The organism is Kaistia soli DSM 19436, assembly GCF_900129325.1.
GTDB classification, from domain to species: domain Bacteria; phylum Pseudomonadota; class Alphaproteobacteria; order Rhizobiales; family Kaistiaceae; genus Kaistia; species Kaistia soli.
Genome location: NZ_FQUP01000001.1, coordinates 1,512,194 through 1,535,862, shown reverse-complemented (window position 1 = coordinate 1,535,862; position 23,669 = coordinate 1,512,194). Strand labels below are relative to the sequence as shown.

Here is a 23,669-nt window from a genome sequence, read left to right as displayed (position 1 = left end):
GCTCGACCGGATCGTCTGACGCTGATAGGATCAGGACCAGCCATCGAGGTCAAGCGGCCGGTTTCCTCGATGAGACCTCACGCGAGCGGCCGGGGACGTCGCGATGTCATTCCGCCGCCTGGCTTCCCGCTCGCTCATTGCCGCCATGCTGGTCGGCCTGACCGGCTACGGTTTCGCCGAGACGCTCGCTTTGCCGCCCTCGATGGTCAGCGCATCGAGCGAAGAGGGCGAAGCGCTGCTGGTCGAGGCGGAGGCGCGCGAGGCTTATTTCCCGCTTGTCGACAATTTCGTCACCCAGAAGACGCAGTCCTTCTGCGGCGTGGCCTCGATGACCATGGTGTTCAACGCTATGGCCCTGCCCGCCCCGGAGGTGCCGGAATACAAGCCGTTCCGCACCTTCACACAGGACAATGTGCTCGACGACAGGACTGAGGCGGTCGTTCCTCGCGCGACCATCGAGCGGATGGGCATGACGCTCGACCAGCTCGGTGCGGCGATCGCCACCAAGCCGGTCATCGCCGCTGTCCACCATGCCGGCGACACCAACCTCGACGCCTTCCGGAGTGAGGCCCGCGCCTATCTGGCCGACGAGGATCGCTTCGTCATCGTGAACTATCTGCGCAAGGCGATGGGCCAGGAGACCGGCGGCCATATCTCGCCGCTGGCCGCCTATGACGCAGAGCAGGACCGCTTCCTGATCCTCGACGTCGCCCGCTACAAATACCCGCCGGTCTGGGTCAAGGCCGCCGACCTTTTCGCGGCGATGAACACACCGGATAAGGACAATGGCAACAGGACGAGAGGGTATGTGCTCGTGGCAAAGAAGAACGATTGATGGCGTGTCTGGCCGGAAGTCCAGCCGATCTGCTGGATCTCTATCGATCGCGCATCAACAACCATCGTTTCGATGATGTCGCGCCGCTTATCGCCGAAGACGCTATCTTCTGGTTCAATGATGGATCGTTCGAGGGAATTGCGGCGATCCGCTCAGCCTTTGAAGAGACATGGCAACGCTTCCCGCTCGAAAGCTACTGGCTGGACACCGTCGCATGGGTCGCGCGGGACGACCGAGCGGCGGCCTGCACCTATCATTTTCACTGGACGGCTACGGTTGATGGCCGCCCCGTCAGCGGCGGCGGACGCGGCACGACCGTCATGCGCCGCGATCGCGATGGATGGCTCATCGCGCATGAGCATCTGAGCGCGCACCCACAACGGTGAGCGGCGCATATGCCGACGCGATTGCATCCATGGTTCCGTTAAAACCTGGGCGGCCGTCGTCTGCTTCAGCCGATATCTCCAAGCCAGGGATGCTTGAATTCCGCATAAACTGACTGCGACGGCGCGGGAAAGGCCGGGTCGGCAAACGAGCCCACGCCGACCGCGATCATGTCCGCCTTCCGCCGCGGCTCCCAGAATACGGTGGATCCGCAGTCCGGACAGAAATGCAGCAGCACGGGAAACCCGCTGTCGGAGGGACGCTCATAGGAAAGGCTTGGCCCTTCGACCCGGACATGATCGCGTGCAAAGAATGCGGCGATGCCGAAGGCGCTTCCAGTCCGCCTCTGGCAGGCGAGGCAGTGGCAGAGTGAGACCTTGTCAGGCTCGTCGGTGCAGAAGACGCGCAGATGTCCACAGGCGCAGGCCGCCATACGCTCCAAGAGATCTGCTCCATCCATGGACCGGTCGCCAGTCCGGCCGCGACGGGTTCGATCGTCGCCCGCACGACCTGTCCTGCTTGCCCTACCGCTTCGGACCCTTCCGGCCCGCGCTCGATCCTGCCCTGCCGCCGACCGAACGCCCACCTGGGCGGTGGTTTGATGTCATCGGGTCCGGACGCTTCGGCTTCTCGCCGTGATCGGCGGCGACCTGTGTCATGTTCGAACTGGCGCCCATCTCGTCCAGCGTGGGCTTGCGCGCCTTCGTGATGAGCGGCACTTCGGTGCGCTTCACCGTCATCTCGTCGAGGTCGTTCTTGCGGGCCCGCGTCTTCGGTTCGGGCGGCAGATTGCCGGCCGCCCCGTATTTCTTCTCGCCGCGATAGCCGCCGGTCCGGTCGTCTATGGCTGACTGACGCGCCAGCGGATCGTCGGCGATGGCGAGCTCCGTCTCGCGCAGGCGCTTGATCTCGTCGCGCAGCCGCGCCGCGGTCTCGAATTCGAGATTGATCGCCGCTTCGCGCATCCGCTTTTCGAGATCTTCGAGATGAGCCTTGAGGTTGTTGCCGATGAGTGCCGTATCGGCGAGGCCGGCATCGACGGTGACATGGTCCTGCTCGTAGACCGAGGCCATGATGTCGCCGATCTGGCGCTTGATCGATTCCGGCGTAATGCCGTGCTCGAGATTATAGGCGACCTGCTTCTCGCGCCGCCTCTCGGTCTCGGCCATCGCCCGCTCCATCGAGCCGGTGATGTGATCGGCATAGAGAATGACCTTGCCGTCGACGTTGCGCGCTGCACGGCCGATCGTCTGGATCAGCGAAGTCTCGGACCGCAGGAAACCTTCCTTGTCGGCATCGAGGATCGCCACGCGTGCGCATTCCGGAATATCGAGCCCCTCGCGCAGCAGGTTGATGCCGATCAGCACGTCGAAGGCGCCGAGGCGCAGGTCGCGGATGATCTCGATCCGCTCCAACGTCTCGACGTCGGAATGCATATAGCGCACGCGGACGCCGTTCTCGTGCAGATACTCCGTGAGATCCTCCGACATACGCTTGGTGAGGGTCGTCACCAGCGTCCGGTATCCCGCCTTCGCCGTTTCGCGCACCTCACCAAGCAAATCGTCGACCTGCGTCTTGGCCGGGCGGATCTCGATCACCGGATCGATCAACCCCGTTGGACGGATGACCTGCTCGGTGAACACGCCGCCCGTCGCGTCCATCTCCCAGCCGCCCGGCGTCGCCGAGACATGCACCGTCTGCGGCCGCATCGCGTCCCACTCTTCGAAGCGGAGCGGCCGATTGTCCATGCAGGACGGCAGACGGAAGCCATATTCGGCCAGCGTCGCTTTGCGCCTGAAGTCGCCACGATACATCGCGCCGATCTGCGGAATCGTGACATGGCTCTCGTCCGTGAAGACGAGCGCATTGTCGGGCAGATACTCAAACAGTGTCGGCGGCGGCTCGCCCGGCAGGCGGCCTGTGAGATAGCGTGAATAGTTCTCGATGCCGGCGCAGGAGCCGGTCGCCTCGATCATCTCGATATCGAAGCGGCAGCGCTGTTCGAGCCGCTGCGCCTCCAGCAAACGCCCTGCCGCCTCCAGTTCCACGAGGCGGGCCCGCAACTCGGTCTTGATCGAGGCGATGGCCTGGTTGAGCGTCGGCTTCGGCGTCACATAGTGCGAGTTCGCATAGACCTTCACGAATTTGAGGTCGGCGGTCTTCTGACCTGTCAGCGGGTCGAATTCGGTGATGCTCTCGACCTCGTCGCCGAACAGCGACAACCGCCAGGCGCGATCCTCAAGGTGGGCCGGGAAGATCTCGACCGTATCGCCGCGCACGCGGAAACTGCCACGCACGAAATTGAGATCCTGCCGCTTGTATTGCAGGGCCACCAGATCGGCGAGCAGCTGGCGCTGGTTGAGCTTTTCACCGAGCTCAATGCCGAAGGTCATGGCGGTATAGGTCTCGACAGAGCCGATACCGTAGATGCATGACACTGACGCAACGATAATGACGTCGTCGCGCTCCAGCAGAGAGCGGGTCGCCGAATGGCGCATCCGGTCGATCTGCTCGTTAACGGAAGATTCCTTCTCGATATAGGTGTCCGTCCGCGGCACATAGGCCTCGGGCTGATAATAATCGTAATACGAGACGAAATATTCGACGGCGTTGTCGGGGAAGAATGACTTGAATTCCCCATAGAGCTGAGCGGCGAGCGTTTTGTTCGGGGCCAGGATCAGCGCCGGACGCTGCGTCCGCTCGATCACCTGCGCCATCGTGAAGGTCTTGCCGGAACCGGTGACGCCGAGCAGCACCTGATCCTTTTCCTGACGGCTGACGCCCTCGACCAGTTCCTTGATGGCGTTCGGCTGGTCGCCCTTCGGCTCGAAGGGCGACACGATCCGGAAGGGCTGTCCGCCCTCCGATTTCTGCGGCCGCTCCGGCCGGTGCGGCACCCACGTCTTGTCGCGCACCTCCTGCCGGCCATGCTCGATGAGCGCCGTCAGCGCCGCGACGGTCGCCGTCACAGAGGATGAGGCAAGGCTCGACGACGCCTCGGCCTCTTCAAGCCCCATGTCGAGCCCGGCGACGGGATTGAGCCCGCTGGCCGCCCGTTCGCGCGCCGAACTGGCGACGCCGATCGACGTACCGCGGCCAGACTTGTAGGCGCCACTGTCGGCTGACTTGTCCTTCGCCTTGCCCTTCTTCCGGCCCTCATCGACCGGGAGGTCGACAAGCTGCATCCGCTCCGGCCGCGCCCGCGGGGCGCGCTTCGGCTTCGGCGCGATCGGCTGCGCATCGGCGGCGCGCGCGATCTCGTCGATCCAGTCGGCGATATTGCCGGAAAGCCCGGCTGAGCTGTCTGCTTCGAAAGCGGCCTGCGGCGCTTCGCCGAAGCCGGATGGTCTAGAGCGTTTGGCCATGGGTACGAAAGTAGAACGAGTCAGTCGTTTTTTGAAGGGGAGCATGGCTCGAAAAAACGCGATGCCGCGCTTCTCTGCCCCCGCATGCCCTTCGCTGCATTGCCCTTGTCACCGCATCCTGCAACAGTTGTTGTCGAACACGTGCCAGATGCGGCAGCGCGCAACAGCCAATGAGGCGACCGCCATGACAGGCAAGATCCTGGTGATCGCGCAGCAGAAGGGCGGCTCGGGCAAGACCACGCTGGCCGCTCATCTCGCCGTCGCGGGGCTTCACGTCTCCGGCGGCGGCCGTGTTGCTATTCTCGACATCGATCCGCAGGGCAGTCTCGGCCAATGGTACGAGCGCCGGGAGCGGCGCCTTGGCGAAGGCGAGACCGGATTGCTGCTGCGCACTGCTTCGGGCTGGGGCGCCAAGCGCGAGGCACGGATTCTGGCGCGTGACCACGATCTGGTGCTGATCGACATGCCGCCGCGCTCCGATATGGAAGCGCGCAATGCGATCGAGGCGGCCGACCTCGTCGCCGTCCCCGTCCAACCGACGCCGGTCGATCTTTGGGCGACGGTGGCGACGCTCGAACTCGTCGAAAAGGGCGGCCCGCCCGCGATCCTGATTGTCAATCGCGCCCCAGCGCGAGCGATCGCCGAGGCAACGCTGGCGCAATTGCAGAAGCTCCCCGCGCCCATCGCCGCCGGCCAGCTCGGCAACCGGGTCGCCTTTGGCGCTACAATGGGATCAGGGAGCACCGTGCTCGAAGCCTTCCCGCATTCAAAGGCCGCCGACGAGGTGCGTGCGCTTGCGGCCGAACTGCAGCGGCTGCTGGCCAGCCAACCCGCGAAAGCAATACGATGAGTGAAGACCCCTCCGTTCCCGATCGCGTCGATGCGCTCGAAATCCGCGCCGCGCATCACGAGCGCAATCTCGACGAGCTCAATGAGGTCGTCCTGGCGCAGTGGAAGGAGATCGACCGACTGACCCGACTTGTCCGCCGGCTCGAAGAGCGGCTATCGGAAGCCGAGGCGCGCTCTGGCCGTCCCAACGTGCCCGAACCGCCGCCCCCGCATTACTAGGAGCCCCATCGGCCATGGCCTCGATTGTCGATACGCGGCAAGCGCAGATGTATCCGGTGCTCCTGCCGGCAGAGATCGAGCGGCTGCGGAGATTTGGCACCGCCGCATCCTATGCGGACGGCGATATGCTGGCGCGGCGCGGCTTCGCGATAGCGGGGCTGATCGTGGTGCTATCTGGCAAGGTCAGCATTACCCGACAGGATGCCGCGGGCGTCGACCATCTCATTGTCGAGCATGGGCCAGGCCAATTCGTCGGTGAGGTGACGCAGCTTTCCGATCGCCCGGCGCTCGTCGATGCCCGCGCGATCGGAGCTGTCGACGCGCTGGTCATCCCATCCGACAGACTGCGCGGCCTGATGGTCGCGGAAGCGGAGCTCGGCGAACGGATCATGCGGGCGCTGATCCTGCGCCGCGTCGGGCTGATCGAGGCCGGTGCCGGCCCAGTCATCATCGGCCAAGGCGATCATGGCGATGTTCTGAGGCTTCAGGGCTTCCTGACCCGAAATGGCGTGCCCAACCAGACGCTCGACCCCGCAACGGACGAGACCGCGCGCACCATCGTCTCGCGCTTCGCGATCGACGCCGCGACGCTGCCGGTCGTGCTGTGCCCCAATGGCGATGTGCTGCGTAATCCGACCGAATCGGCGCTTGGCCGATGCCTCGGCCTTGTTAGGACGCTTGATCCCGACAAGCTCTATGACGTCGCGGTGATCGGCGCCGGGCCCGCAGGCCTGGCGACGGCAGTTTATGCGGCGTCGGAAGGCCTCTCCGTGCTGGTGCTCGACATGCGCGCCTTTGGCGGCCAGGCCGGCGCCTCCGCGCGGATCGAGAACTATCTCGGCTTTCCGACCGGCATCACGGGCATGGCCCTGATGGCGCGCGCCTATAACCAGGCGCAGAAATTCGGTGCCGAGCTGGCGATCCCCGATGAAGCATTGTCAATCACCCCTTTCGACGTCCACGGCGAGCGGCGCTTCCGCCTTTCGCTCGGACAGGACGAGACGGCGGCGGCGCGCACCGTCGTCGTCGCCAGCGGCGCGCGCTATCGGAGACCATCCATCCCGGGCCTCGACGACTATGAGGGAACCGGCATCCACTACTGGGCCTCGCCCCTCGAGCGCAAACTCTGCGCGGCGCAGGAAGTCGTGCTGGTCGGCGGCGGCAATTCAGCTGGCCAGGCCGCTGTCTATCTCGCCGGCCAGGCGGCCAAGGTCTGGATGCTGATCCGCGCCGACGGCCTTGCCGCCAGCATGTCGCGCTATCTCATCGATCGCATCGAATCCCTGCCCAATATCGAGCTCGTGACGCAGAGCGAGATCACGCGCCTGGAAGGTGATCGCGGCAACCTCTCGCACGTCACATGGCGCCAGCGTGTGACCGGAGCCGAAACGCGGCGTGCTATCCGCCATGTCTTCCTGTTCATCGGGGCCGATCCGAACACGAGCTGGCTTGACGACAGCGGCATCGCGCTCGATGGCAAGGGCTTCGTCGATACAGGCAGCGTTCCCGGCCACCATGCTCTCGAAACCAATCGGCGCGGCATCTTCGCCGTTGGCGACGTCCGTGCCGGATCGGTCAAACGCGTCGCGGCTGCCGTGGGCGAAGGTGCCCAGGTCGTCGCCGCTATCCATGCCTATCTCGCTGCCGACGCAGGCCGCGTCCCTCCCCTCAACACAGGAGCCGATCCCCGATGAGTGAGGACTGCACGCATACGAATACGATCCGAAAAGTGACGCCGAGTGCCAAAGGCTGCGAGGAGTGTCTCAAGACCGGCAGCTGGTGGGTGCATCTTCGGGTCTGCCGGACATGCGGTCATGTCGGCTGCTGCGACCAGTCGCCCAACAAGCACGCCACCGCCCATTTCCATGCTACCGGCCATCCGATCATCGAGGGCTATGATCCGCCGGAGGGCTGGGGGTGGTGCTACGTCGACGAAGTCTTCCTCGACCTTGGCGACGATACCACCCCGCAGGACGGCCCCATCCCACGCTTCGTCTAGGATAAGGGCTTCGGCGGATCGCAGGACGAGATCAGCCGAAAGAATGATCCAGGTTGCGTGTGATCACATCCTGCGGTTGCACCGCACCTCGAAGGTGTGGTTTGACAGAAAGCGGCTGAAATCTCCTCCTATCGACAGTCGATTGTCGACCTTGGAACGGGGGGAGCGTTCGGGGATGCGCATACTCGCGTCAGCTTATGCCTGCGAACCGGGCGCGGGATCCGAACTTGGCAAGGGCTGGAATCTCGCTGCCGAGATGGCGCGCCAAGGTCATGATGTGACCGTCCTTACCTGCGGCAGCCATCATCGCGAGGCCATCGAGCGCTATCGCGAGACGCATGACTGGCCTGATCGGCTCGATTTTGTCTGGCACGATATTCCTGGCTGGCCCGGTCCGGGATACGTCAACGCGAAAGGCATCCGGCAGCACTACTATGTCTGGCAAATGAAGGCCCGACGGGTGGTCGCGGAGTTGCATGCGCAGAACCGCTACGACGTCATCCATCATTTGACCTGGACGGTCCTCCGATGGCCGTCCTTCCTGGGCGGGCTGGGGCCGCGCTTCGTGTTCGGGCCGGTCGGCGGTGGACAGAGTTCGCCCTGGCGGCTGCGCAATGGATTTCCTGATCGCGGATGGAAATTCGAGGCCAAGCGCGACGTGCTCAACATGGTGAGCCGGTTCGATCCGATGGTGCTGCGCTGCCTCGGTCAGGCGGATGTGATCCTAGTCACCGACGAGGCGACGAGGCGCATCGTCCCGCCATGGTGGCGCGATAAGGCTTTCGTGGTCACCGACATCTACGCACCCTCGCCGGCCGGCGACGCGCAACGCCAAGCCGGCGCAAATAGGGGGCTGGCGATCCTTTTTGCCGGACGTCTCGAATATTGGAAGGGTGCGCAACTCGCGCTTGGCGCGCTGGCGCAACTCAAGGATCGTGTCCCCGGCCTATCCTTTACGATCGCCGGCTCCGGTCCCGAGGAGGGATATCTTCGCGCGATTGCCGCTGATCTGGGCATGCAGGACATCGTCCGCTTCGTGGGCAGCGTTCCACATGCCGAAATGAACAAGCTCTATGCCGCTCACGACGTCTTTGTCTTTCCGAGCCTGCACGATTCGGCCGGCCAGGCGATCGGCGAGGCGATGGCGCATGGCTTGCCCGTCGCCTGCCTTGATCTTGGCGGACCGGGCGTCGTCGTTGACGCGACGTGCGGCGTGGTGATCCCGACAAAGGGTCGAAGCCGGGCCGCCGTCGAGACGGCGCTCGCCCATGCGCTTGCGGAGATCGGCAGCGACACGGGTCGTCTCGCGTCGCTGCAAAGCGGGGCTCGCGCCCGCGCCGGCCGTCTCAGTTACGAGCAGCGCGTTCAGGATCTCGTCCGAAGCTATTACTAAACCGGCCTTGCGGCTGGCCCCTCCGGAGACTCCACTACGCGGCGCGGCGGCGGATCGGGTTTGGCAGTTCGATCTCGACTTCGAGCGTCGAGATCGCCTCGTCGCGCTGCATCTTGACCTGGACCTTCTCGGCGGGGATCTCGACATGACGCGAGATCACTTCGAGAATTTCCTCACGGAGCACCGCGATCAGATCGCTGGCGCCAGCAGAGACGCGTTCATGCTGCAGCAGGATCTGCAGTCGGTCGCGCGCGACCGGTGCTGAGCGGGTTGGCCTGAAGAAATCGAAGATCGTCATGCCGCCCTCCGACCGAACAGCTTGCCCATGAAGCCGACGCGCTTGTCGGCGGGGATCATCATCGGGATCACGTCGCCTTCGAGGCGCCGTGCCGCGTCGATATAGGCACGGGCCGGGGCGCTGTCGGCGGCGGTAAGCGTCACCGGGCAGCCGACATTCGAGGCGTTGAGGACGGCCTCGCTCTCGGGGATGATGCCGAGCAGCGGGATCGACAGAATCTCGAGCACGTCCTCGACCTTCAGCATCTGCCCGCGCTCGGCGCGCGCCGCGTCGTAGCGGGTGAGCAGCAGGTGCTTTTCCATATATTCGCCGCGCTCGGCCTTCGCCGTCTTGGCGTCCAGCATGCCGATGATGCGGTCGCTGTCACGCACCGAGGAGACTTCCGGATTGGTGACGACCACGGCGACATCAGCATGGCGCATGGCCAGCAGCGCGCCGCGCTCGATACCGGCGGGCGAGTCGCAGACGATCCAGTCAAAGCTCTCGCGAAGATCGTCCATCACGCGGGCAACGCCCTCGCTCGTCAGCGCATCCTTATCACGGGTCTGCGAGGCCGGCAGCAGATAGAGCGTCTCGAGCCGCTTGTCGCGGATCAGCGCCTGCTGCAGCTTCGCCTCGCCTTGGACCACGTTGATCAGGTCATAGACGACGCGGCGTTCGGCGCCCATGACGAGATCGAGATTGCGCAGACCGACGTCGAAGTCGACCACGGCGACCCGGCTGCCATTCATGGCGAGCGCTGCGCCGATCGCTGCCGTCGACGTCGTCTTCCCGACGCCGCCCTTGCCGGATGTGACCACCAGAACCTGCGACATACCCCTTGCTCCTCAATTCTCTGGTCAGGCCAGAGCAGCCATGTTCATTTTGTCGTCGGCGAGCCAGGCCTGTACGGAGCGGCCGCGGAACGTCGCGTCGATCTCGTCCGCCGTCTGGTAGAGCCCGTCGATCGCGATCAGCTCTGCTTCGAACTTCTGCACGAAGATGCGCGCTGCGGCGTTGCCTGTGGTGCCGGCGATCGCCCGCCCCCGCAGCGTGCCGTAGACGTGGATCGAGTTGCCGGCGATGATCTCGGCACCCGAGGCCACCGATCCGATCACCGTCACATCGCCCTGGGGGAAGATGATCGACTGGCCGGAGCGAACCGGCGTCTCGATCAGAAGCGAGGGGATCGGCCGGTCGACGAAGCCCTGCTGCTTGGGTGGCTCGGCACTCGGCTTGTGCACGATCTCGGTGTGCTTGCCACCGCTCACAGAGGGCGGCATGCCGAAACCGAGCCAGGACGGATCGGCGCCCTCGACCCCCATCACCTTGATCTCGCGCTCATAGAGCAGCGCCAGAAGATCCGCGAAATCGCGCTTCGTGATGGCAAGGCCGGTGACGTCGAGAATGACGGGCCGCGAAGCGAAGTAGCCCTGCGAGCGGCCGGCGAGCTTATCGAGTTCCGCGAGCCAGTCCGAGATCGGCAGCGCCGGTGCCAGTACCGTGGCGAGGAACGAACGACCACGGAAGCGGATCGCCTGCTTGGCGGCGTTCTTGGCGGCCTTGATCGCGGCTTCCGCCGCTTCCCTGGCTGCGGGATCGGCGGCGGCTGTGCTCTTGGCTGCTGTATTCGGGGCTGCTGTGCTCACGGCTTGCTCTTTGCGTTCTGTTAAGCATTTTCTCAGCCCGTTCCGGTTAACGAGCGGTTAATGCCAAAAGCCGCAATGCGGGATGAAATGGCCGAGCGCAGCCATTTTTGCGTCAGAAACACAGTTAAAAATTTGTGACCAGCAGTTCCCTCCCGACGACCGCGACCGGGAAACTGGCAGCAAACGAGCTTGATTCGTTACCAGCGCGCCACGGCCGTGCCGTTACAGGCGGCAGCGGGCCATGCCGCCGCAAGGCGGGATGGAATGAACATCCATCCACCGCTCATTTCGCTTCAAGGGTGACCGGTTTAGTCCGGAAAGAAGCGGTTCGCCGGACGCGCGAGACCGAGATGGTCGCGCAGCGTCGTCCCCTGATAGCCGGTGCGGAACAGTCCGCGACGCTGCAGCTCGGGCACCACCTTGTCGACGAATGCGTCGAGCCCGCCCGGCAGGTAGGGGAACATGATGTTGAAGCCGTCCGAGGCCTCGCTCACCAGCCACGCCTCCATCGTATCGGCAATCGACCGGGCGGTGCCGACCATTTCCAGCCCCGAAAAGCCACCGAGGCGCTGCGCAAGCTGTCGCACGGTGAGGTTCTCGCGCTTCGCCAATGCGACCACCCGGTCGCGACCGGTCTTGCTGGCATTGGTTTCCGGAATCTCGGGCAGCGGGCCATCTGGGTCGAAGGACGAGGCATCGTGGCCAAGCGCGATCGAGAGCGAAGCGATGCCGCTGTCATAGTGGACGCCGGCGTCGAGCCGGGCGCGAATGGCTTCGGCTTCGTCAAGGCTGTCGCCGACCACGACGAAGGCACCAGGAAGGATCTTCAGGCTGTCGGGATGTCGTCCGATACGCGCCATCCGCGCCTTGATGTCGGCGTAGAAGAGCCGCCCGTCCTCGATCGTCGGCGCGGCGCCGAAGATGACCTCCGCCGTTTCCGCCGCAAGCTGGCGTCCTGGCTCCGAGGCGCCGGCCTGCACGATCACCGGCCAGCCCTGCGGCGGGCGGGCGATGTTGAGCGGCCCGCGCACGGAAAGAAATTCGCCCTTGTGCCCGAGGACATGCATCCGCTCGGGATCGACGAAGACGCCGCTCTCGACGTCGCGCACGAAGGCGTCGTCGGCGAAGCTGTCCCAAAGACCGGTCACTACGTCAAAGAACTCGCGCGCGCGGCGATAGCGCTCGCCATGCTCGACATGCTCCTCGAGCCCGAAATTGAGGGCGGCGTCAGGGTTCGAAGTCGTGACGATGTTCCAGCCGGCACGGCCGCCGCTGATATGATCGAGCGAGGCAAAGCGGCGGGCGATGTGATAGGGCGCGTCGAAGGTCGTCGATGCCGTTGCGACAAGGCCTATGCGCTCGGTCGCGCCTGCCAGCGCCGACAGCAGCGTGAATGGCTCGAATGAGGTGACCGTGTGGCTGCGCTTCAGCGCGGCCACCGGCATGTTCAGCACCGCGAGATGATCCGCCATGAAGAAGGCGTCGAACTTGCCGCGCTCGAGCGTGCGGATCATCGTCTTCAAATGATCAAAGTTGAAATTGGCGTCCGGCCAGCCGCCGGGATAGCGCCAGGCGCCCGTGTGAAGGCTGACGGGGCGCATGAACGCGCCAAGCTTAAGTTGGCGGGGAGCAGCAGGCTGTTCGGGCACGGGCGGATCTCGCTTCTGAACTCGTAGTCTAGCGCGCGCGAAGCGCACTGATAGGGGCAGAACTCCCGGCATTCATGCCAGCAGAGAACAGGGTTTCGCGAAACATCGGGCTGCAGGCAAACAAATCCAGTCGCTCAGGAAGCGGCCGGTTCCGAAGCCATCGCTTGCGACGCGAGCGCCTTGCGCACAGCGGGCGCCACCTTGGTGCCGAACAGTTCGATCGACTTCATGAGTTTGTCATGCGGCAACGTGCCGACGCTGAACTGGATCATGAAGCGGTCGTGCTGGAAAAACTCATGCTGGTAGAGGATCTTCTCGACCACCTCGGCCGGACTGCCGACGAAGAGCGCGCCGCGCAGCTTGCGCTGGGCCTCGAATTGTCCGCGCGTCGTCGGCGGCCAGCCGCGCTCGCGGCCGATCCGGCTCATCGCGTCGGCAAAAGGCGGAAAAGCGATCTCGGCGGCCTCTTGCGACGTTTCCGCGATGAAGCCATGCGAATTGATGCCGACGGGCAGGCTGGCGGGGTCATGACCGCCCTCTACCGCCGCATCGCGATAGAGATGGACCAATGGAGCGAAGCGCTCGGGTTCGCCACCGATGATCGCGACGGCAAGCGGCAGACCCAGCACCCCGGCGCGCGCGACGGACTGCGGCGTACCGCCGACCGCGATCCAGACCGGCAGCGGCTGCTGTAAGGGACGCGGATAGACGCCGCGGTCGTTGATTGGCGCGCGATGCTGGCCTTGCCAGGTGATGCGTTCCTGCGAACGCAAGGCCAGCAGCAGATCGAGCTTCTCCGAGAAGAGCGCGTCGTAGTCGGCAAGATCATAGCCGAACAGCGGGAACGACTCGATGAACGAGCCGCGGCCGGCCATGATCTCGGCGCGGCCGCCGGAGAGGAGATCGAGCGTCGAGAAGCGCTGGAAGACGCGCACGGGATCCTCGGAGGAGAGGACCGTGACCGCACTTGTGAGACGGATGGATTGTGTGCGGGTGGCTGCAGCCGCCAGGATGACGTCGGGCGCCGAGATCAGATAATCGGGACGATGGTGCTCGCCGAGCCCGAACACGTCGAGGCCGAGCTGGTCGGCCAGCTCGATCTCCTCAAGGAGATTGGCGATCCGCTGTTGCGGGCTGATCCGGACTCCGTTCGTCGGATCCGCCATCAGGTCGCCGAACGTGTAGATGCCGAGTTCCATATTCATCCCCCAAGGCCTTCGAACGCCGAATATGGGGACCTCGCGGCGGCACGGGAATGCCACCGCGAAGCGACAGAGTGTTCACACGGCAGACGGCTACTGGTTCGAGCAGAACATCGTTCCCGGCTGGCAGGGCGGCGCGGCGCCGGTACCGGGCACAAAGAACTGCGGTTTGCCGGGCTGTCCCTGCTGCTGCGGCGGCTGCTGGGCCTGTCCACCCTGGGGCTGCTGCGGCGGTCGTTGTCCACCCTGCTGCGGTTGCTGCTGGGGCGGCGGGCGCTGTCCCCCCTGCTGCGGAGGCTGATACGCCTGCGGCGGGCGGCCCTCACCCTGCGGAGGCGGACGATTGCCACCCTGCCAACCACCACCCTGCCCGCCACCGCCCTGGCCAGGCGGCGGACGGTAGCCCGGCGGGGGCCGGTCATTATTGTTCCAGCCGCCTGGAGGCGGGCGATAGCCTGGCGGACGGTCGCCATAGTAGGGCGGCGGCGGACGGTAACCCGGACGGTCGTAATAAGGGGGCGGCGGGCGGTATCCCGGTCCGTAATAGCCGGGCCCATAATAGGGCGGCGGTTCGACATACACCGGCGGCGGCGTCACATAAACGGGTGGCGGCGGCGGCCCCCGATAGACGGGTGGCGGTCCGACGAAGCCGGCCAGGTAATTGTCGGATACCCAGCCGGGTGCGCCGCCGGCCGAAACCTGGCACCAGCCACTCGTACAGCCGAGCACATCGACGCCCGTGCCCCTTGGCAGCGTGCCGATCTTGGCATAGCCGGTTCCAGGCCCGGTCCGCATGTTGACGCTGCCGGTCGTGAACGCATCATCGGCCAGCGCCGATCCGGCGATCAAAGAAAAGCCAAGAGCGGCGACCGCCACCAGCCTATGCCGCCAACGCGTCGATTCCGAAGGAATGCGCATCGTCAATTGCTGCCTCCACGCAGGCGCCATGAGAGCGGCGCGACTCATATTTTCGCCTCAGAGACGGATGATATAGCCTGCGCGTCGGTGTTGATCACCGCCAGAGCGCTCCGGCCGGGGTTCGTTGTTGCCCGCTTCCACGGCTTCCCCTACATCACCCGCAACACCAATCGTCCGGAAACCGGCCCCATGTCCGAAATCGAGAAGACCGTCCCGGCCAAACCGGCCGGCAAGAAGGCAGCCGGCAAGGAGGGTGTCGGCGGTACGGTTCGAGTCTTCGTTGAAGCGCTCATCATCGCCCTCGTCGTCCGGACGCTTTTGTTTCAACCCTTCGAGATCCCGTCGGGTTCCCTGATCCCGACGCTCGAGATCGGCGACTATCTGTTCGTCTCGAAATTCTCCTACGGCTATTCGCGCTATTCCTTCCCGTTCGGCATAGCGCCCTTCTCGGGGCGCATCCTCGGCTCTCTGCCGACGCAGGGCGACATCGCCGTCTTCAAGGGCCCGAAGGATAACTCGACAGACTTCATCAAGCGCGTAATCGGCCTGCCCGGCGATACCGTCCAGGTGATCGAGGGACGGCTCTACATCAACGACAAGATCGTCGAGCGCCAGCCGATCGAGCCTTACCGGACACGTGATTTCTTCGGCAATCCGATCGACGCACCGCAATATATCGAGACGCTGCCGAACGGGGTCCAGCACCGCGTCATCGAGATCGAGGGCGATCGCGGCGGGTTCGACAACACGCCGAAATACGAAGTCCCGCCCGGCCATGTCTTCATGATGGGCGACAATCGCGACAACTCGGCCGACAGCCGCGACATGAATTCGATGGGCTATGTGCCGGTCGAGAATCTCGAAGGCAAGGCGCAGGTGATCTTCTTCTCGATCGACGATCGCTCGTCGTTCTGGAAGGTCTGGGACTGGCCGTGGGCTATTCGCTGGAACCGGCTGTTCACTGGAATTCACTGACAGCTGCGGCATTTTCGTTGCATCGCGGCATGGCGGTTTGCGTCATAAGGGAGACAGAGTTTCTCCCCGGACACTGCCGTCATGCCTTTGGCGCTCTTCGCCCTTGCCGTCGCTTCATTCGGCATCGGCACCACTGAATTCGTGATCATGGGGTTGCTGCCGGAACTGGCCCGCGACCTCTCCGTCACCATCCCCCAGGCCGGGCTCCTGATCACCAGCTACGCGCTCGGCGTCGTGGTCGGCGGCCCCATCATCGCCATCGCGACGACCAGGCTGCCGCGCAAGACGACGCTGATCGGACTGACGAGCCTGTTCGTCGTCGGCAACCTGCTCTGCGCCATCGCGCCGAACTATGCGTTGCTGATGGCAGCGCGCGTCATCACGGCCTTCGGCCACGGCGCCTTCTTCGGAATTGGCTCGATCGTCGCCGCCAGCCTCGTGCCGCGTCACCAGCGCGCCCGCGCTATGGCGATGCTCTTCGCCGGCGTGACGCTGGCCAACATTCTCGGCGTGCCTGCCGGCACCGCGCTTGGGCAGGCCTTTGGCTGGCGTTCGACCTTCTGGGTCGTGGTGATGATCGGGCTCGTCTCGGTCGCGGCCATCGCTGCCTTCGTGCCGAAAACCGGCGAAGGCGAGGCTCCGGCCAGCCTTGCGAGCGAATTCCGCGTGTTTCGCAATAGCCAGGTCTGGTTGGCAATGGCGATCAGCGTTGTGACCTCGGCCAGTCTCTTCGCCGTCTTCACCTATATCGCGCCCATCCTGCAGACTGTCACAGGTATCTCGCCCGGCGCGACGACGCTGGTGCTGCTCCTCTTCGGCGCCGGCATCACCATCGGCAACCTTGTCGGCGGGCGCCTGGCCGACTGGCGGCTGATGGAGACCATCATCGGCGCGCTCGCCCTGCTCGCGATTGTCATGCTTCAGTTCACGCTGGCGAGCCACCACGCGGCGGCCGCGACGGCGACGGTCTTCGTCTGGGGCGTGGTCTTCTTTGCTTTGATCGCACCCTTGCAGATGCGCGTCGTTGAATGTGCCTCGGCAGCGCCGAACCTCGCTTCAACCCTCAATCAGGGGGCGTTCAATCTCGGCAACGCGCTCGGAGCATGGATCGGGGGGACGGCGCTGACGTTCGGCCTCGACTACGATCGCCTGCCGATCCTCGGCGCGCTCCTGGCGACGCTCGCGCTCGGCATCGCGCTGCAATCCTGGCGCATGGGCCGCCGGCGGCTCGCTGCAGTGGCTGCTGAATAGTGGCTAGAGCGGACGGATCAGTTGCACCGAATTGTGCAGCGCAATCGCATCGCCGGTCCAAGAGCCGAATGCTGCACTCGGCAGCATGACCCCCATCCAGATCGCCGCCGCCGCGAACCAAGCTTCCGCGCCCAAACGTGTCATGACGCAACCCCAACCGATCGATGCTGTACTGCAACAACTCTGACGAGAGGTGCCGGTTCCTGGCAAAACCGGAAACCGGCACCGTCAGCTAAGCGTATGCAGCCAGCATGCCAATCGCATGACAGGGCAGCGCCTCGTCTACTCGGTCAGCCGAGATTGGCCTTCAGGAAATCAACCGTCCGGCCCCAGGCGAGATTCGCGGCCTTTTCGTCATAACGTGCAGCCGAAGTATCGTTGTTGAAGGCGTGATTGACGCCGTCATACACGTACACCTTGTAGTCGACGCCGGCCGCCTTCAGCGCCGCTTCATAGTCGGGGATGCCGGCATTGATGCGGTCATCGAGGCCCGCATAATGAAGCAGCAGCTTCGCCTTAATCTTCGGCACGTCGGCCGATTTCGGCTGCATGCCGTAATAGGCGACGCCGGCCACGAGATCGGGATCGTTCACGGCGAGCTGGTTGACCATGCCGCCACCCCAGCAGAAGCCGACCGCACCAACCTTGCCGTTGGAGGCCGGATTTGACTTCAGATAGGCGACGGCCGCCTTCGCTTCGGCGAGGGCGTCGGCCGGCGTGAGCTGGCCGATCATCTCACGTGCCTTGTCCTCGTCGGCAGGCGTGCCACCGGCCGTCGACAGAAGGTCCACGCCCAGGGCCAGGAAGCCCGCCACCGCGAAGCGCCGCGTGACGTCCTCGATATGCGGATTGAGGCCGCGGTTCTCATGGATCACCAGGACGGCCGGAAGCGTGACCGACGCATCCTTGGGCTTTGCGAGGAGACCTGAAATGTCGCCCTTTGGACCAGGAAACGTCACCCGCTCGGCGCTGATACGCGCATCGTCAGGCGCGATGACGGCCGCATGCGCCTTGTTGGCCGAGAGCAGCGGCACGACGGCTGCGGCTGCGGCGGAGCTGCCGACGAGCTTCGTCAGCTTGTCCATGAAGCCCCGACGATCGAGCGTCAGATGCGTGTAGTCGTCGTAGAGTTTGATCATGTCCTGCGTGATCGCAGGACGCGTCTCGGTTTCGTTGACGGCCATGGTCTTCCTCTCCTCTTGTCCAGGCCGAGAATTGGCGCCAGCCCGCCAACATTCAAGCATGTGTAGGCAGCAAGACCGCCCAATCCGATCACAATTGGTTCAGGATCCGACAGCCGGGTCGCGGCCATGCGCTGCAAGCAAATCCAAAACGATCCACACCGCGAAATCTTGACCAAAGGCTCAAACGTTGAAAGCAACTTGGCAACCGCTGTGCTTGCTGGTTCCATTCGGGTGATATCGTTGATTTCTGCGATTTTCTACTGCATGATTTGCAGGCAAGGTCAGACGAAGGACGGACGGAGACTGGACCGCTGGCAAAGGGGATGGCTGCTGGAGGAAGACAGCCACCCCGGACACAGTCGGTCACTGGGCGATACCGACATTTTCCCCCGACATCCGAGGACCTGACGACGACGGCGGCCGGGGTGGCGCCGCCGAGAGATGACAGTGAGAGGATCGGACATGCGCCAGACGGGGACCGTCAAGTTTTTCAATGCATCCAAGGGTTTCGGCTTCATCACGCCCGATGAGGGCGGCAGCGACGTCTTCGTGCACGTCACGGCTGTCGAGCGTTCGGGACTGACCGCGCTCAACGACGGAATGCGGGTTTCATTCGACACCGAGCCGGACAAGCGCGGCAAGGGTCCGAAGGCGGTGGATCTGCGCCCCGCATAAAACAACCAGCGGCCATGCCACAGCGCCTCGGGCAATGCCCGAGGCTTTTTGTGTTGAACCGACCATCACGTGTGCCGAACGCTGGATGCGGCGGCGCGATCTCACTGTTCAACAGTCTTTCGCAGCCGCGAGCAAAAGTGATCTCGCCAAGCCGTTCTGCCGCACTATAGTGATGAGCAAGAGATTCGCGCTGTTTGGCTTCATGCCGACAAGGAGTTCGGGGTGAAAGCTAGCTTGCCTCTATCGGCTGGCAGCTTTTCGTCCGGATCGGAGACTGGGCCTCATGTCCTGTTTCCGGAGTGGGTGTTCTGAGTGGTGCTGTCCCTTCCGATCAAGCGCGAGGATCGGCTATGAGCCTCATCGAATTCGAGACCGAAGACCGGCAATCGAATCCCGTCGACACGATCGAAAATATCGCTGCGATCAACGACTGGGCTTTCGAGCGTTCGGGCGACGACGAGATCACGATCTCGATCGGCGGCGGTTGGTGTGACTATCACGTCTCCTTCTCCTGGATGGAGGATATGGAGGCGGTGCACCTCGCCTGCGCGTTTGACCTCAAGGTGACGGACCCGCGCAAGACTGAGGTGATGCGCCTGTTGTCACTGGTCAACGAGCAATTATGGATCGGCCATTTTGACCTCTGGGGCAAGGAAGGCGTCGTCATGTACCGACAGACGCTTCTGCTCGCCGGCGGCGCCGAGCCGAACAGCGCCCAGGTCGAAGGGCTGCTCGAAAACGCCATCGAGAGCTGTGAGCGCTATTATCAGGCCTTCCAGTTCGTGGTGTGGGCCGGCAAGTCCGCACCCGAAGCGCTCGAGACGGTGATGTTCGAAACCGTGGGCGAAGCCTGAACCAAGGCGGGCGGCCTCCGGGAGAATGGCCGCTCCGCAACGCCCAGCGCGATCACGGCGCGACGCGCAGCCCTCTGTCATGACTGATGTGCTCTATCCCGAGATCGATCCGCTCGAGAGCGGCCTCCTACCCGTCGGCCACGGGAATACCGTCTATTGGGAGCTTTCCGGTCACCCAGCGGGATCGGCAGCCCTTTATCTGCACGGCGGGCCCGGAAGCAGCCTTGGTTCCGGTCGCTATCGACGCCTTTTCGATCCTGCCCGCTACCGGATCGTCGGGCTCGATCAGCGCGGCTGCGGCCGCAGCCGGCCGCTCGCCATCGACGCGCTCGACAGGCTGGCGGACAACAACACCAACGCGCTGATCGCCGATATCGAAGTGCTGCGCCGGCATCTCGGCATCACGAGATGGGTTGTGGTGGGGGTCTCTTGGGGCGTCACGCTTGCCCTGGCCTATGCCGAGGCCCATCCCGAGCGGGTGTCACGAATGGTGCTCGGCGCCATCACCACCACCAGCCGCGAGGAGGTCGACTGGATCACGGGGTCCATCGGGCGAATCTTCCCGGAAGCGTTCGAGCGCTTTGCGGAGGACTCGAAGCGGCGCGATGGCGAGCGCATCGTCGAAGCCTATGCGCGGCGCCTCGCCGGCGACGATGTCGCTGACCGGATCGCCGCCGCCCGTGCGTGGAACGACTGGGAATCGACCCATGTCTCGCTGGATCCCAACTGGTCGCCGATCACCGCGCGCTTCGACGAGGATGAGGCACGCGCCTTCGCCACCCTTGTCACGCATTACTGGGCGCATGATGGCTTCCTGCGGAAAGGGCGAGAGATCCTTGCTGGGACAGACCGTCTCGCGGGAATTCCGGCCGTTCTTTTTCACGGACGCCGCGACATCGGCAGCCCCGCGGTCACCGCCTACCGGCTTCACCAGCAATGGCCCGCCAGCCGCTTGATCATGTTGCCCGAGGAGGGCCATGGCGGCCCGGTGATGGCCGCCGCGATGCGCCGGGCGCTCGACGAGACCTGATCCGCAAACGCTGTTCCCGTTTCCATCCCGGCCGCCGGTGTTCTATGACGCAGCAGCAGCATTCGTCTTCGGTGGCCCCATGTCGTTCTCAGATCTCACGTCCGACTCCCCCCTCGTCCTGATCGGTGCCGGCAAGATGGGCGGCGCGCTGCTCGGCGGCTGGCTCGCCGGCGGCCTCGATGCGAAAGCCGTCACCGTTGTCGATCCCGGCCCGCCGCCGGAGACGGCGGACCTGATGGCGAAATACGGTGTTCGCCACGGCACGACGCCTCCAGACGGCATCAAGGCGCGCGTCCTGCTCCTCGCCGTCAAGCCGCAGATGATGGGCAATGCTCTGCCGGCGGTCCGGGCGCTGGTCGGACCCGGCACAGTCACCGTCTCTATCGCGGCCGGCACGACCGTCTCGACGATCGAAGAGGCGCTCGGAGGCGCGGTCGTCCGGGCGATGCCGAATACGCCGGCGCAGGTCGGCCGCGGCGCGACTGGACTTTTCGCGAACGCCGCAACCAGCGACGCCGACCGCGTGCTGGTCGAGGCGCTGCTCGGCGCCGTCGGCATTACTGGCTGGGTCGAAAGCGAGACGCTGATCGACGCCGTCACGGCCATGTCCGGCTCCGGTCCCGCCTATGTCTTCCTGCTCGCGGAGGCACTGACCGAGGCTGGCATCAAGGCCGGCCTGCCGGCAGATATCGCCGCAAGGTTCGCACGGCAGACCGTTTCAGGCTCAGGCGAATTGCTGCAGCAGTCGTCTCTCCCGCCCGAAACGCTGCGTAAGAACGTCACCTCGCCGAACGGCACGACGGCCGCGGCCCTGGCGGTGCTGATGGCCGATGACGGACTGCAGCCATTGCTCGACCGCGCTGTCGCGACGGCCAAACAGCGGGCCGAGGAACTCGCGGGCTGAAACACGCCTCAATCGCCCCATATCTTGGAAGGGTGATCAGGAGGATATGACATGCAGCGAACCGTGCCGGACAACGTCATCGACGCCTTCACGGCGTTGCTGGCCGAAAAGCCTTACGAGACGATCGAACTTGGCGAGATCGCCGATCGCGCGGGGCTGACGCTCGGGGCGTTGCGCGAAGCGGCCGATGGCAAGTTCGCGATCCTCGCCGCCTTCCTGCGCCGTATCGACCGCGCCGTGCTCGACGAGATCGACAGCGGGAGCGAAGATAGCCGACGCGACCGTCTTTTCGATATTCTCATGCGCCGCTTCGACAAGCTGGCGCCGCACAAGCGCGCTGTCGCTCATCTGGTCGCAAGCGCCCGGCGGGATCCAGCGCTGGCGCTCGGGCTGAATGGCCTCGCCCTCCCCTCGGCCCGCTATATGCTCGCAGCCGCGGGCATCGGAACCGACGGGCTGCGCGGCTGCGCGCGCGTCCAGGGCCTGGTGACCATGCTGGCACGCCTCACGCCGGTCTGGATCGACGATACCGACCCCGATCAGTCACGCACCATGGCGGCGCTCGACAAGGCGCTCTCCCGCGCTGAAGGCTGGGATCATCGCGCGGGCAAGATCGAGAAGGCCTTCTGCCGGATTGGTCGCCGGTTCGATCGAAGGAGCCGTACGCGCTCGGACGCGCCTGCCTCGCCCGAAAGCGAAGCCGCCGCTTGACGCCGCGGCCGACGATGATACCCGTCGCTGGCTGGCAACAGGAGCGACAGGCAGATGGCGACGGGTGCAGACGGGGCTGGAACAAGCGCGACGATCGGGTTTGACGACTTCCTGAAGGTCGACATCCGCGTCGGTACCATCGTCGAAGCGTCGCCTTTTCCCGAGGCGCGAAAGCCAGCCTATAAGCTGGTGATCGATTTCGGACCCGAGATCGGCAAGAAGAAGTCCTCGGCGCAGATCACCAAATACTACGCGCTCGACGAGCTCGTCGGCCGGCAGGTGCTGGCTGTCGTCAATTTTCCGCCGCGCCAGATCGGCCCGTTCATGTCGGAAGTTCTGACGCTGGGCGTGCCGGACGATGAGGGCGCTGTCGTCCTGACGGCCGTCGAGCGCGCTGTGCCGAATGGCGGGCGGCTTTTCTGAGCACGCAGTGTTCACAAGAAGCCCGCTATCGCTGCGGCGGCGTCATCACTAGCTATGATGCGGGTTTTCCTGATGGAGCCATGTCATGGCCGAGACTATTGCCGCCGAAACTGATCTGCCGTTCGCCCTGACCCGGCCTCTTCATATCGCGTCGGTCGGGCTGAAGGTGAAGAGCATCCCCACGGTCGCGAATTACTATCGTGCTCTGCTGGGGCTCGAGACGATCTCCGAGAAGGACGGCCTGACGGTGCTCGGTGCCGGCGGCGTTCCGCTCCTGGAACTCGCCGCGCTGCCCCCTGGCGCAGCGCTCGATGATCCGCGTCGCGCCGGTCTCTTCCACACCGCTTTCCTCATGCCGACGCGGGCCGATCTCGGACGCTGGGTGCTGCACGCCTCGGAGAAACGCTTCCCCGTCGACGGCATGTCGGATCATCTCGTCAGCGAAGCCTTCTACCTGACCGACCCCGAGGGCAATGGCATCGAGATCTATGCCGACCGGCCCGAGACAACGTGGACGCGCGATGGCAAGGGCCTGAAGATGGCGACGGAACCGCTCGACGTGAACGCGATCGTGCAAGCCGTTCCTGCGTCAGCCGCCCCCTACCATCAGGCGCCGGATCTCCTGCGCATCGGCCATGTTCACTTGCGTGTCGGCGACGACAAGCTCGCCGAGGACTGGTGGACCTCGGAAATCGGCCTCGACGTGATGGCGCACTACCCTGGCGCAAGCTTCCTGGCCTCGGGCGGCTATCATCACCACATCGCCGGCAATATCTGGCGGAGCCGCGGTGCCGGCAAGCGCGATGCAGCGCGGGGCGGCCTCTCGCATGTCACGCTTTCGGGCTCCGGCATCGCAGCCGATCGCGAACTGGTCGATCCCTGGGGCACGGTGGTGCGACTGGCAGCAGCCTGAGCCTGAAACG

At 64.6% G+C, this 23,669-nt stretch carries 26 protein-coding genes; 16 read left to right on the top strand and 10 right to left on the bottom strand.

Translation table 11 applies throughout. The annotated features are described in order from the left end of the window. Nucleotides 1–103 precede the first annotated feature (103 nt). A complete protein-coding gene (locus BUB39_RS07525; RefSeq protein ID WP_073052304.1) occupies nt 104–835 on the top strand; it encodes a phytochelatin synthase family protein in 732 nt (243 codons plus the stop codon). Next, complete coding sequence (locus BUB39_RS07520) at nt 835–1,221, top strand: YybH family protein (protein WP_073052303.1); 387 nt, start codon at nt 835–837, stop codon at nt 1,219–1,221. Before BUB39_RS07525 ends, BUB39_RS07520 begins: the two co-directional genes overlap by 1 nt. Before the next feature lie 65 nt (nt 1,222–1,286). Here the strand turns inward: BUB39_RS07520 and BUB39_RS07515 are convergent, their stop codons facing one another. Both BUB39_RS07515 and uvrB read right to left on the bottom strand, forming a co-directional pair. Next, nucleotides 1,287–1,661, bottom strand: a complete 375-nt coding sequence (locus tag BUB39_RS07515) for a GFA family protein (RefSeq protein WP_073052302.1) — start codon at nt 1,659–1,661, stop codon at nt 1,287–1,289. An 82-nt stretch (nt 1,662–1,743) separates the two neighbouring features. After that, nucleotides 1,744–4,584, bottom strand: coding sequence for an excinuclease ABC subunit UvrB (uvrB, locus tag BUB39_RS07510; protein WP_084526976.1), 2,841 nt, complete (start codon nt 4,582–4,584; stop codon nt 1,744–1,746). 184 nt (nt 4,585–4,768) lie between these two features. Here uvrB and parA point away from each other — a divergent pair, with 184 nt between their 5' ends. The 5 genes from parA to BUB39_RS07485 all read left to right on the top strand — a co-directional run bounded on the left by parA (nt 4,769) and on the right by BUB39_RS07485 (nt 9,044). Next, a complete protein-coding gene (gene parA, locus BUB39_RS07505) occupies nt 4,769–5,434 on the top strand; it encodes a ParA family partition ATPase (RefSeq protein WP_073052862.1) in 666 nt (221 codons plus the stop codon). Continuing rightward, complete coding sequence (locus tag BUB39_RS07500) at nt 5,431–5,652, top strand: SlyX family protein (protein ID WP_073052300.1); 222 nt, start codon at nt 5,431–5,433, stop codon at nt 5,650–5,652. Before parA ends, BUB39_RS07500 begins: the two co-directional genes overlap by 4 nt. Before the next feature lie 14 nt (nt 5,653–5,666). Continuing rightward, nucleotides 5,667–7,346, top strand: coding sequence for an FAD-dependent oxidoreductase (locus BUB39_RS07495; RefSeq protein ID WP_073052299.1), 1,680 nt, complete (start codon nt 5,667–5,669; stop codon nt 7,344–7,346). Next, nucleotides 7,343–7,651: a UBP-type zinc finger domain-containing protein gene (locus BUB39_RS07490; protein WP_073052298.1), complete on the top strand. Its 309-nt coding sequence runs from the start codon at nt 7,343–7,345 to the stop codon at nt 7,649–7,651. The genes BUB39_RS07495 and BUB39_RS07490 overlap by 4 nt, the downstream gene beginning before the upstream one ends. A 175-nt stretch (nt 7,652–7,826) precedes the next feature. After that, the gene (locus BUB39_RS07485) at nt 7,827–9,044 is read left to right on the top strand and encodes a glycosyltransferase family 4 protein (RefSeq protein WP_073052297.1); all 1,218 of its coding nucleotides are present in this window, start codon (nt 7,827–7,829) and stop codon (nt 9,042–9,044) included. Nucleotides 9,045–9,078: 34 nt separating this feature from the next. Here the strand turns inward: BUB39_RS07485 and minE are convergent, their stop codons facing one another. From minE to BUB39_RS07455, 6 genes are all read right to left on the bottom strand, one after another. Continuing rightward, nucleotides 9,079–9,342, bottom strand: a complete 264-nt coding sequence (gene minE / locus BUB39_RS07480) for a cell division topological specificity factor MinE (RefSeq protein ID WP_073052296.1) — start codon at nt 9,340–9,342, stop codon at nt 9,079–9,081. Next, entirely contained in the window at nt 9,339–10,157 is an 819-nt protein-coding gene (minD, locus tag BUB39_RS07475) for a septum site-determining protein MinD (RefSeq protein WP_073052295.1), read from the bottom strand. The genes minE and minD overlap by 4 nt, the downstream gene beginning before the upstream one ends. A 24-nt stretch (nt 10,158–10,181) precedes the next feature. Next, nucleotides 10,182–10,889, bottom strand: coding sequence for a septum site-determining protein MinC (minC, locus tag BUB39_RS07470; RefSeq protein WP_073052861.1), 708 nt, complete (start codon nt 10,887–10,889; stop codon nt 10,182–10,184). A 389-nt stretch (nt 10,890–11,278) separates the two neighbouring features. Beyond that, nucleotides 11,279–12,571 (bottom strand): LLM class flavin-dependent oxidoreductase, encoded by a 1,293-nt coding sequence (locus BUB39_RS07465; RefSeq protein ID WP_073052294.1) that lies wholly within the window; start codon nt 12,569–12,571, stop codon nt 11,279–11,281. 182 nt (nt 12,572–12,753) lie between these two features. Then, a complete protein-coding gene (locus BUB39_RS07460; RefSeq protein WP_073052860.1) occupies nt 12,754–13,818 on the bottom strand; it encodes an LLM class flavin-dependent oxidoreductase in 1,065 nt (354 codons plus the stop codon). A gap of 96 nt (nt 13,819–13,914) precedes the next feature. Continuing rightward, entirely contained in the window at nt 13,915–14,739 is an 825-nt protein-coding gene (locus tag BUB39_RS07455; protein WP_210187054.1) for an SH3 domain-containing protein, read from the bottom strand. Nucleotides 14,740–14,928: 189 nt separating this feature from the next. Here BUB39_RS07455 and lepB point away from each other — a divergent pair, with 189 nt between their 5' ends. Both lepB and BUB39_RS07445 read left to right on the top strand, forming a co-directional pair. Further along, a complete protein-coding gene (gene lepB, locus BUB39_RS07450; RefSeq protein ID WP_073052292.1) occupies nt 14,929–15,714 on the top strand; it encodes a signal peptidase I in 786 nt (261 codons plus the stop codon). Nucleotides 15,715–15,795: 81 nt separating this feature from the next. Continuing rightward, nucleotides 15,796–16,965: an MFS transporter gene (locus BUB39_RS07445; protein ID WP_073052291.1), complete on the top strand. Its 1,170-nt coding sequence runs from the start codon at nt 15,796–15,798 to the stop codon at nt 16,963–16,965. A gap of 3 nt (nt 16,966–16,968) precedes the next feature. On the opposite strand, the gene BUB39_RS25440 is transcribed toward BUB39_RS07445, so the two are convergent. Then, nucleotides 16,969–17,109, bottom strand: a complete 141-nt coding sequence (locus tag BUB39_RS25440) for a hypothetical protein (protein ID WP_175561771.1) — start codon at nt 17,107–17,109, stop codon at nt 16,969–16,971. Between the two features lie 146 nt (nt 17,110–17,255). Next, nucleotides 17,256–18,149 carry a dienelactone hydrolase family protein gene (locus tag BUB39_RS07440; protein WP_073052290.1) on the bottom strand — a complete coding sequence of 298 codons (894 nt, stop codon included), beginning with the start codon at nt 18,147–18,149 and terminating at the stop codon, nt 17,256–17,258. A 462-nt stretch (nt 18,150–18,611) separates the two neighbouring features. Between BUB39_RS07440 and BUB39_RS07435 the strand changes: the two genes are divergently transcribed. The 7 genes from BUB39_RS07435 to BUB39_RS07405 all read left to right on the top strand — a co-directional run bounded on the left by BUB39_RS07435 (nt 18,612) and on the right by BUB39_RS07405 (nt 23,659). Next, the gene (locus BUB39_RS07435; protein ID WP_073052289.1) at nt 18,612–18,824 is read left to right on the top strand and encodes a cold-shock protein; all 213 of its coding nucleotides are present in this window, start codon (nt 18,612–18,614) and stop codon (nt 18,822–18,824) included. 350 nt (nt 18,825–19,174) lie between these two features. Next, on the top strand, nt 19,175–19,678 hold the full coding sequence (locus BUB39_RS07430; protein WP_073052288.1) for a type III secretion system chaperone family protein: 504 nt from the start codon (nt 19,175–19,177) through the stop codon (nt 19,676–19,678). Between the two features lie 79 nt (nt 19,679–19,757). Further along, the gene (pip, locus tag BUB39_RS07425) at nt 19,758–20,708 is read left to right on the top strand and encodes a prolyl aminopeptidase (protein ID WP_073052287.1); all 951 of its coding nucleotides are present in this window, start codon (nt 19,758–19,760) and stop codon (nt 20,706–20,708) included. A gap of 79 nt (nt 20,709–20,787) precedes the next feature. Continuing rightward, a complete protein-coding gene (gene proC, locus BUB39_RS07420; RefSeq protein WP_073052859.1) occupies nt 20,788–21,612 on the top strand; it encodes a pyrroline-5-carboxylate reductase in 825 nt (274 codons plus the stop codon). Between the two features lie 51 nt (nt 21,613–21,663). Further along, the gene (locus tag BUB39_RS07415; protein ID WP_073052286.1) at nt 21,664–22,323 is read left to right on the top strand and encodes a hypothetical protein; all 660 of its coding nucleotides are present in this window, start codon (nt 21,664–21,666) and stop codon (nt 22,321–22,323) included. 54 nt (nt 22,324–22,377) lie between these two features. Beyond that, nucleotides 22,378–22,746 carry a tRNA-binding protein gene (locus BUB39_RS07410; protein ID WP_073052285.1) on the top strand — a complete coding sequence of 123 codons (369 nt, stop codon included), beginning with the start codon at nt 22,378–22,380 and terminating at the stop codon, nt 22,744–22,746. An 85-nt stretch (nt 22,747–22,831) separates the two neighbouring features. Next, entirely contained in the window at nt 22,832–23,659 is an 828-nt protein-coding gene (locus tag BUB39_RS07405; RefSeq protein WP_073052284.1) for a VOC family protein, read from the top strand. Nucleotides 23,660–23,669 lie beyond the last annotated feature (10 nt).

Excerpts from the sequence above, each read along its gene's own strand:
- BUB39_RS07525 (WP_073052304.1), top strand. The coding sequence starts at position 104 with ATGTCATTCCGCCGCCTGGCTTCCCGCTCGCTCATTGCCGCCATGCTG.
- BUB39_RS07520 (WP_073052303.1), top strand. The coding sequence starts at position 835 with ATGGCGTGTCTGGCCGGAAGTCCAGCCGATCTGCTGGATCTCTATCGA.
- uvrB (WP_084526976.1), bottom strand. The coding sequence starts at position 4,584 with ATGGCCAAACGCTCTAGACCATCCGGCTTCGGCGAAGCGCCGCAGGCC.
- parA (WP_073052862.1), top strand. The coding sequence starts at position 4,769 with ATGACAGGCAAGATCCTGGTGATCGCGCAGCAGAAGGGCGGCTCGGGC.
- BUB39_RS07500 (WP_073052300.1), top strand. The coding sequence starts at position 5,431 with ATGAGTGAAGACCCCTCCGTTCCCGATCGCGTCGATGCGCTCGAAATC.
- BUB39_RS07495 (WP_073052299.1), top strand. The coding sequence starts at position 5,667 with ATGGCCTCGATTGTCGATACGCGGCAAGCGCAGATGTATCCGGTGCTC.
- BUB39_RS07490 (WP_073052298.1), top strand. The coding sequence starts at position 7,343 with ATGAGTGAGGACTGCACGCATACGAATACGATCCGAAAAGTGACGCCG.
- BUB39_RS07485 (WP_073052297.1), top strand. The coding sequence starts at position 7,827 with ATGCGCATACTCGCGTCAGCTTATGCCTGCGAACCGGGCGCGGGATCC.
- minE (WP_073052296.1), bottom strand. The coding sequence starts at position 9,342 with ATGACGATCTTCGATTTCTTCAGGCCAACCCGCTCAGCACCGGTCGCG.
- minD (WP_073052295.1), bottom strand. The coding sequence starts at position 10,157 with ATGTCGCAGGTTCTGGTGGTCACATCCGGCAAGGGCGGCGTCGGGAAG.
- BUB39_RS07465 (WP_073052294.1), bottom strand. The coding sequence starts at position 12,571 with ATGCGCCCCGTCAGCCTTCACACGGGCGCCTGGCGCTATCCCGGCGGC.
- BUB39_RS07460 (WP_073052860.1), bottom strand. The coding sequence starts at position 13,818 with ATGGAACTCGGCATCTACACGTTCGGCGACCTGATGGCGGATCCGACG.
- BUB39_RS07455 (WP_210187054.1), bottom strand. The coding sequence starts at position 14,739 with ATGCGCATTCCTTCGGAATCGACGCGTTGGCGGCATAGGCTGGTGGCG.
- lepB (WP_073052292.1), top strand. The coding sequence starts at position 14,929 with ATGTCCGAAATCGAGAAGACCGTCCCGGCCAAACCGGCCGGCAAGAAG.
- BUB39_RS07445 (WP_073052291.1), top strand. The coding sequence starts at position 15,796 with ATGCCTTTGGCGCTCTTCGCCCTTGCCGTCGCTTCATTCGGCATCGGC.
- BUB39_RS25440 (WP_175561771.1), bottom strand. The coding sequence starts at position 17,109 with ATGACACGTTTGGGCGCGGAAGCTTGGTTCGCGGCGGCGGCGATCTGG.
- BUB39_RS07440 (WP_073052290.1), bottom strand. The coding sequence starts at position 18,149 with ATGGCCGTCAACGAAACCGAGACGCGTCCTGCGATCACGCAGGACATG.
- BUB39_RS07435 (WP_073052289.1), top strand. The coding sequence starts at position 18,612 with ATGCGCCAGACGGGGACCGTCAAGTTTTTCAATGCATCCAAGGGTTTC.
- BUB39_RS07430 (WP_073052288.1), top strand. The coding sequence starts at position 19,175 with ATGAGCCTCATCGAATTCGAGACCGAAGACCGGCAATCGAATCCCGTC.
- pip (WP_073052287.1), top strand. The coding sequence starts at position 19,758 with ATGACTGATGTGCTCTATCCCGAGATCGATCCGCTCGAGAGCGGCCTC.
- proC (WP_073052859.1), top strand. The coding sequence starts at position 20,788 with ATGTCGTTCTCAGATCTCACGTCCGACTCCCCCCTCGTCCTGATCGGT.
- BUB39_RS07415 (WP_073052286.1), top strand. The coding sequence starts at position 21,664 with ATGCAGCGAACCGTGCCGGACAACGTCATCGACGCCTTCACGGCGTTG.
- BUB39_RS07410 (WP_073052285.1), top strand. The coding sequence starts at position 22,378 with ATGGCGACGGGTGCAGACGGGGCTGGAACAAGCGCGACGATCGGGTTT.
- BUB39_RS07405 (WP_073052284.1), top strand. The coding sequence starts at position 22,832 with ATGGCCGAGACTATTGCCGCCGAAACTGATCTGCCGTTCGCCCTGACC.